Raw genomic sequence first — 7,542 nt, forward strand, 5'->3', positions numbered from 1 at the left:
TTGCGGCCTGATATAGATCAGGATTGCATTTCGGGGAGGTTCGTGTTTCGTTCCCTGCTGCAGCGGGGAGGGCGCGGTGGCGGCTCGGGTGGTGACGGTCGCGTTCGAAGGCGTCGAGGCGCGGCGCGTGGACGTCGAGGTGCAGCTGGTCGGCAATGACGGGCCAATCGTCTTCGCCATCGTCGGCCTCCCGGACAAGGCCGTGGCCGAGAGCCGCGAGCGGGTGCGAGGGGCGTTCGCCGGCATCGGCCTGGCCCTGCCGTCGCGGCGGATCATCGCCAATCTGGCCCCCGCGGACCTGCCCAAGGAAGGCAGCCATTTCGACCTTCCGATCGCCCTGGCCCTGCTGGCCGCCATGGGGGTGATCGCGCCGGACGCGCTAGACGGGTGGGCCGCTGTCGGCGAACTCAATCTGGACGGCCAGATCGCGCCGGTGGGCGGAACCCTGCCGGCGGCGGTCGCGGCCTCGGCCATGGGGCTGGGCCTGATCTGTCCCGAGGCCAACGGGCCCGAGGCCGCCTGGGCGGGGGACGTCAACATCCTGGCCCCGCGCTCGCTGATCGGCCTGGTCAATCATTTCAAGGGCAGCCAGGTCCTGCGCGCGCCGGGCCCGGGACCCGTTCGGACGGGGCCGGCGGCGGCGGACCTTCGCGAGGTCAAGGGTCAGGAGAGCGCCAAGCGTGCGCTGGAGATCGCGGCGGCCGGCGGCCACAACCTGTTGTTCGTGGGCCCGCCGGGCTCGGGCAAGTCGATGATGGCGGCGCGGCTGCCCGGCCTGTTGCCGCCGTTGACGCCGCAGGAACTGCTTGAAACCTCGATGGTCTGGTCGGTGGCGGGGTTGATCGAGCGCGGGGCCCTGACGCGCGCCCGGCCGTTCCGCGCCCCGCATCATTCGGCCTCCATGGCGGCCCTGACCGGCGGCGGGCTGAAAGCCAAGCCGGGCGAGGCGTCGCTGGCCCACAACGGCGTGCTCTTCCTCGATGAACTGCCCGAATATTCGGCCCAGGCGCTGGATTCCCTGCGCGCGCCGCTGGAGACCGGAGAGATCGTGGTGGCGCGGGCCAACGCCCATGTCCGTTATCCCGCCCGCTTCCAGCTGGTCGCGGCCATGAACCCCTGCCGCTGCGGCGTCGGCGGGGCCGGACGCGGGGCCTGCGGCAAGGCCCCGCGCTGCCAGCGCGACTATCAGAACCGCATCTCGGGCCCGATGTTCGACCGCATCGACCTGACCGTCGAGACGCCGCCGGTCACGGCGTCGGACATGGCGCTGCCGCCGCCCGCCGAGGGCACGGCGGAGGCGGCGGCCCGGGTCGCCGCCGCCCGCGCCATGCAGGAGGACCGGCTGCGCGCCGCAGGCGTCGATCCGGCCGTCGCGCGCGATCAGGCCGTCAACGCCCGCGCCTCGGGCGAGACCCTGGACCGGTTCGCCACGCCCGACGCGGCGGGCCGGGCCCTGCTGATGCGGGCCGGAGAGGCCGGGGGGCTGACCGCCCGCGGCTGGACCCGGACCCTGCGGCTGGCCCGGACCATCGCCGACCTCGACGGCTGCGACGGGGTCCTGCGGCGGCACATCGCGGAGGCCCTGGTCTATCGCCGCTCGACCGTCGGGGCCCAGGGCGATTTCGAGCGCCAGATCTCGCATCGCGCAGACGTGCCTGTTTTCTGAAGGGCTTTTGAGCGGGTGTTAATATCTGAGGCCGCATGTTTCCCGCACAACGTGAGGGACGCGAGGCCAGAATGGCGCGACGTGGGAAGACGACCGAACCGGCAGACATGAAACCCGTCAGGGGGGACGCGCCCGAACAGCAGTTCCTGCGCCTCATGAGCCACGAGATGCGCACGCCCCTGAACGGCGTGATCGGCATGCTGGGCCTGCTGCAACGCACGCGGCTGGACGGGGCGCAGCGCGCCTATGCCGAAGCCGCCCGCTCCTCGGCCGAACACCTGCTCGGACTGGTCAACGATCTGCTGGACTACGCCCGGCTTGAGGCCGGCAAGCTGGAGTTCGACGCCGCCCCGGTCGATCTGGAAGGCCTGGTGCGGGGCGTCGCCGAACTGTTGAGCCCCCGGGCGCACGACAAGGGTCTGGAGATCGTCTGGTCGGTCGCCGCCGACGCGGTCGACATCGTCGGGGACGAAGGCCGGCTGCGTCAGGTGCTGTTCAACCTGGCCGGCAATGCGATCAAATTCACCGAAACCGGCGCCGTGCGCATCACGGTCGAGCGGGTCGGCGGCGCGGCCTCGCGCCCGCGGCTGGCCTTCATCATCGACGACACCGGTCCGGGCGTTCCGGCCGAGGCGCGCAAACGCATCTTCGAGGAGTTCGGCCACGTCGACGCCTCGGACGCCAGCCGCTTCGGCGGGGCCGGCCTGGGCCTGGCCGTGGTGTCCAAGCTGGCCTCGGCCATGAAGGGCGTGGTCACGGTCGGCGACCGGCCCGACGGCCCGGGCGCCCGCTTCCGGTTCGAGGCCGCCTTCCCGCTCGCGAAGGGCGCCGCCGGCCGCGGCCGTCCGCTCGAGGGCTGCACGGTCAACGTCATCAGCCCCGACCCCTTCGTTCGCGCCGGCGCCGTCGCCCAGATCGAGGCTTGCGGCGGACGCCAGGGCGCCAATGGCGACGTGGTCCTGATCGACCACGCGGCCCGCGCGGTGGGTTCGGGACTGGCCGCCCGTCCGGCCCACGGCCGCGGCGTCATCCTGCTGAAGCCGTCGGAACGCGATCTGATCGCCCGCTACAAGGGCGTCGGTTTCCACGGCTATCTGATCAAGCCCCTCCGCCGCGCCTCCGTGGCCGAACGGGTGCTGGCGGCGGCCGGGGGCCGCGCCACGCTGCAGGCGGGCCTGCCGCCGCCGCCGCCGCCCGAGGACGATCGCGTCGGCCTGACCCGGTTCTCGGGCACCCGCGTCCTGCTGGTCGAGGACAATCCGGTCGGCGCCCTGCTCGCCGCGACCCTGCTGCGCCGCGAGGGCTGCGCGGTCGAGACGGCGGCCAGCGGCTATGAGGCGGTCGCGGCGATGAAGCGGGCCCGCTACGATCTGGTGTTCATGGATATGCGGATGCCCGGCATGGACGGGCCCAGCGCGGCTCGCGCCATCCGCGCCGGCGGCGACAGGACGCCGATCGTGGCCCTGACCGCCCACGCCTTTACCGAGGACCGCCGGACCTGTCTGGAGGCCGGGATGGACGATCATCTGGTCAAGCCGCTGGAGCTCGAGACCCTGCGCGCCTCACTCGCCCGCTGGACGAACCGCACGGAGCGCGCCAAGGTCGCCGTCGCATAAGCCGACGCGGGGGCGTCGCTTTCGAGGGACGCCAGATGACCGACGCCAACACGCCCGCCAAACCCGCGCGGGGCCTCGGGGGACTGGCGGTCTACGGCGAGCGGCGCGTGTTCGTCATGCTGCTGCTCGGCTTTTCGGCGGGCCTGCCCTTTCTTCTGATCTTCGACACACTTTCGGCCTGGCTCCGCGAGGATGGCCTGTCGCTCGCAGTGATCGGCTTCTTCGGTCTGGCGACCCTCAGCTACACACTCAAATTCATCTGGGCGCCGCTGGTTGATCGCACGACGATCCCCGTCCTGACGAAATGGCTCGGGCATCGCCGCTCGTGGATGGTCGTGACCCAGGCGCTGGTCGTCTTCGGCCTGTGGTCGATCTCGGGCCAGAACCCGTCCGGTTCGCTGGCTTCGGTCGCCATGTTCGCGGTCCTGACCGGCGTGTTCGGCGCCACGCAGGACATCGTCATCGACGCCTGGCGGATCGAGGTCGCGGACGATACGCGCCACGGCGCGATGGCGGCGGCCTATCAGCTCGGCTACCGCTTCGCCCAGATTCTGGCCGGCGCCCTGCCGCTGGTGCTGGCGGACATCTACAATTGGAACGTTTCCTACGCGGTCATGGCGGCGCTGATGGGGATCGGCATCGCCGCGGCCTTGTTTGCTCCGCGGGAGAAGGCGCACGAAATCCGGCCCATTCCGGTCGGGGACGTTCCGTCCCGCCCGCCGCTGGAGTTTCTCGAGTGGATCGTGAGGCTGCTGATCATCGTCATCGCGGCGCTGATCATCGGGTCCGGCCTGACCGGCGCGGCGGACATGCTGGCCGGGGGGCTCGGTCTTGTGGGCCTGTCTGCGACGAGCGCAGAAGCGTTGAAGGCCGCGTGGACGGCCAAACCGGACGGTGTCTACATCCAGGTCGCCGCAACCTTCGGCGGGCTGGCGCTGCTGGTGCTGGCCTGCTGGCCGATACCGCGCGTACCGACCCGTCCAGGGGCCTATCTGGCGGGCTCGTTCGGGGAGCCGCTGAAGGACTTCTACCGACGCTTCGCCGGCGTTGCGACGCTCATCCTCGCGTTGATCTGCGTCTACCGACTGGCCGACTTCGTCCTCAACATCATGAATCCGTTCTACCTCGACCTCGGCTTCGACAAGACCGAGGTGGCCGAGGTCCGCAAGGTCTTCGGTGTCTTCGCCACGACCTTCGGCGTGTTCGTGGCGGGATGGGCAGTGGCGAAATTGGGCCTCATCCGCACCATGGTGATCGGCGCCTTCATGAGCCCGCTGTCGAATCTGGTTTTCGCCTGGCTGGCTGTCCAGGGCCCTGATCTCGGCGCGCTTTTCGTCGCCATCGGCATCGACAACGCCGCCACGGGTTTCGCCGGCACCGCATTGATCGCCTATATGTCGAGCCTGACATCCCTCGGGTTTACGGCGACGCAATACGCCCTGTTCAGCTCGCTGTACGGCCTGCCGGGGAAGCTGATCGCGTCGCAGTCCGGGCGGATCGTCGAAGGATCGGCCCGGGCGGCCGAGGGCGGGGGGCTGTTCGCGCCTCTGAGGGGCCTGTTCGGGAACCTGCCGGCTGGATCGCTGGTCGAGGGGGCGGCGACCAGCGGTGTGACGCCGGCGGCGCTGGGCGCCGGTTATGTGGTCTTCTTCCTTTACTCGACCGTGATCGGGGTCTTCGCCGTGGCGCTGGCCTTCATCGTGGCGCGCAAGCAGACCGAACTGCAGGCTCGGCAGGCTGAGGAAGCGGCCGCCGATGCGACGGAAGCCCACCCGTCCTAGCCCTCGACCACGGCCCCCTCGTCATAGGCGGCGAAGGTGGCGGCGGTGATGATCTCGGAGACCGAGGCCCCGAGGCTGACGATCTGGACCGACTTCTCGAGCCCCACCAGCAGCGGGCCGATCACGGTGGCGCCGCCCAGCTGTTGCACGAGCCGGGTCGAGATGGCGGCCGAATGAATCGCGGGCATGACCAGGACGTTGGCGTGGCCGGACAGGCGCATGAAGGGATAGGCGGCGCGCGCCTCGGGATCGAGCGCCAGCTCGGGCGGCATCTCGCCCTCGTATTCGAAATCGACGCCGCGCTGGTCAAGGATGCGGATGGCCTCGCGCACCTTCTCGCCGCGATCCCCGGGCGGGTTGCCGAAGGTCGAATAGCTGAGGAAGGCGACGCGGGGGGTCTTGCCCAGCTTGCGCACCGTGGCGGCGGCCTGGATGGCGATCTCGGCCAGTTCCTCCGCGTTCGGAAGTTCATGGATCGAGGTGTCGGCGACGAACAGGGTGCGGCCTTTCGCCAGCAGGATCGACACGCCGATCATGCGGTTCCGGACGTCGAGGACGCGCCGGACCTCCTTGAGGACCATGTTGAAATTGCGGGTCACGCCGGTGACCATGCAGTCGGCCTGGCCGCGCGCGCACATGGCGGCGGCGAAATAGTTGCGGTCCTGGTTGATCATCCGCTGCACGTCGCGGCGCAGATAGCCGCGGCGCTGAAGGCGGGCGTAGAGCCAGTCGGTGTAGTCGGCGTTGTGCTCGCTGACCCGGGCGTTGACGATCTCGATTCCCATGTCGTCGAAGATCAGGCCGGCCTCGGCGGCGTTCTTGCGGATCAGCTCCTCGCGACCCAGCAGGATCGGGGTGCCCAGTTCGGCCTGTTTGAAGGCCCAGGCGGCGCGGATGACGGCGGTCTCCTCGCCCTCGGCGAAGACCACCCGCTTGTTGGGGGCGGCGCGCACGGCGGCCGAGATGTTCTGCATCAGGGCGGCGGACGGATCGAGGCGCGACCGCAGCTGGGTGCGGTAGGCGTCCATGTCCTCGATCGGCTTGCGGGCCACGCCGGTGTCCATCGCCGCCTGGGCGACGAAGGGCGGGATGTACCAGATCAGGCGCGGGTCGAACGGCGTCGGGATGATGTAGTCGCGGCCGAATTTCAGCTTGCGGCCGCGATAGGCGGCGGCGACCTCGTCCGGCACGTCCTCGCGGGCCAGGGCCGCGAGGGCGCGCGCGCAGGCGATCTTCATCTCGTGGTTCACCCGCCGGGCGCGCACGTCGAGGGCGCCGCGGAAGATGTAGGGGAAGCCGAGGACGTTGTTGACCTGGTTGACGTAGTCCGACCGGCCGGTGGCCATGATGGCGTCGGAGCGGACCGACAGCACGTCTTCCGGGGTGATCTCCGGGTCCGGATTGGCCATGGCGAAGATGATCGGATCGGGCGCCATGGAGGCGACCATTTCTTTCGTGATCGCGCCCTTGGCCGACAGGCCCAGCACCACGTCGGCGCCGACCATGGCCTCGGCCAGGGTGCGGTGCGGGGTGTCGGTGGCGTGGGCGGCCTTCCACTGGTCGACATTGGCGCGGCCCTTGTAGACGACGCCGTCGCGGTCGACGATGACGGTGTTCTCGGCCCGGACGCCCGCGGCCTTCATCAGGGCGATGGACGACAGGCCCGCGGCGCCGGCCCCGGCGAGCACGACCTTCAGGTCCTCCAGCTTCTTGCCGGCGATATGGGCCGCGTTGATCAGGCCGGCGGTGGAGATGATGGCCGTGCCGTGCTGGTCGTCATGGAAGACCGGGATGTCGAGCAGATCCTGCAGCTGGCTTTCGATGACGAAGCATTCGGGGGACTTGATGTCCTCCAGGTTGATGCCGCCCCAGGTGTCGCCGATGTTCTTGACCACGGTGACGAACTCGTCCGGGTCGGTGGTCTTGACCTCGACATCGAAGCTGTCGACGTCGGCGAAGCGTTTGAAGAGCACGCATTTGCCCTCCATCACCGGCTTGGACGCCATGTGGCCGAGGTTGCCGAGGCCGAGGATGGCGGTGCCGTTGGAGATCACGGCGACGAGATTGCCCTTGGACGTATAGTCATAGGCCTTGTCGACGTCGTCGGCGATGGCCAGGACCGGAATGGCGACGCCCGGCGAATAGGCCAGCGACAGGTCGCGCTGGGTCGCCATCGGCTTGGTCGGCGCCATGGAGATCTTGCCCGGTGTCGGGGTGCGGTGAAACTCCAGCGCGTCTTCGTCGGAGAAGGTCTGTTTGTCGGTCAGGTCAGCCATGGGATGTTCCTAAAGCGGGGGGGCGGCCGGGACAACCGCCGCGGCCGTCTCCCTCCCCCGAAGTGGGGAGGGTGGTCGCGCAGCGACCGGGTGGGGAATGGCGGACGCACCCCACCCTGTCGTCGCTTCGCGCCGACATCCCTCCCCATGAAGGGGAGGGAGAAGCAGGCGTGCGTCATCGCCGCTTCCGGAGAAGCGGTTGG

The 7,542-nt window shown here is 69.8% G+C and carries 4 protein-coding genes; 3 read left to right on the forward strand and 1 reads right to left on the reverse strand.

What is annotated here, in order from left to right; translation table 11 throughout:
- Positions 1 to 76: 76 nt before the first annotated feature.
- From ASD59_RS12050 to ASD59_RS12060, 3 genes are all read left to right on the forward strand, one after another.
- On the forward strand, positions 77 to 1,666 hold the full coding sequence (locus tag ASD59_RS12050; protein WP_055831978.1) for a YifB family Mg chelatase-like AAA ATPase: 1,590 nt from the start codon (positions 77 to 79) through the stop codon (positions 1,664 to 1,666).
- A gap of 107 nt (positions 1,667 to 1,773) precedes the next feature.
- Positions 1,774 to 3,282 (forward strand): response regulator, encoded by a 1,509-nt coding sequence (locus ASD59_RS12055; RefSeq protein ID WP_235561816.1) that lies wholly within the window; start codon positions 1,774 to 1,776, stop codon positions 3,280 to 3,282.
- Between the two features lie 35 nt (positions 3,283 to 3,317).
- Complete coding sequence (locus ASD59_RS12060; RefSeq protein ID WP_055831982.1) at positions 3,318 to 5,063, forward strand: AmpG family muropeptide MFS transporter; 1,746 nt, start codon at positions 3,318 to 3,320, stop codon at positions 5,061 to 5,063.
- On the opposite strand, the gene ASD59_RS12065 is transcribed toward ASD59_RS12060, so the two are convergent.
- Positions 5,060 to 7,339: an NADP-dependent malic enzyme gene (locus ASD59_RS12065; RefSeq protein ID WP_055831985.1), complete on the reverse strand. Its 2,280-nt coding sequence runs from the start codon at positions 7,337 to 7,339 to the stop codon at positions 5,060 to 5,062. The two genes, ASD59_RS12060 and ASD59_RS12065, sit on opposite strands and share 4 nt — an antisense overlap.
- Positions 7,340 to 7,542: the final 203 nt, after the last annotated feature.

The organism is Brevundimonas sp. Root608 (assembly GCF_001427825.1).
In the GTDB taxonomy this organism is placed as follows: Bacteria; Pseudomonadota; Alphaproteobacteria; order Caulobacterales; family Caulobacteraceae; genus Brevundimonas.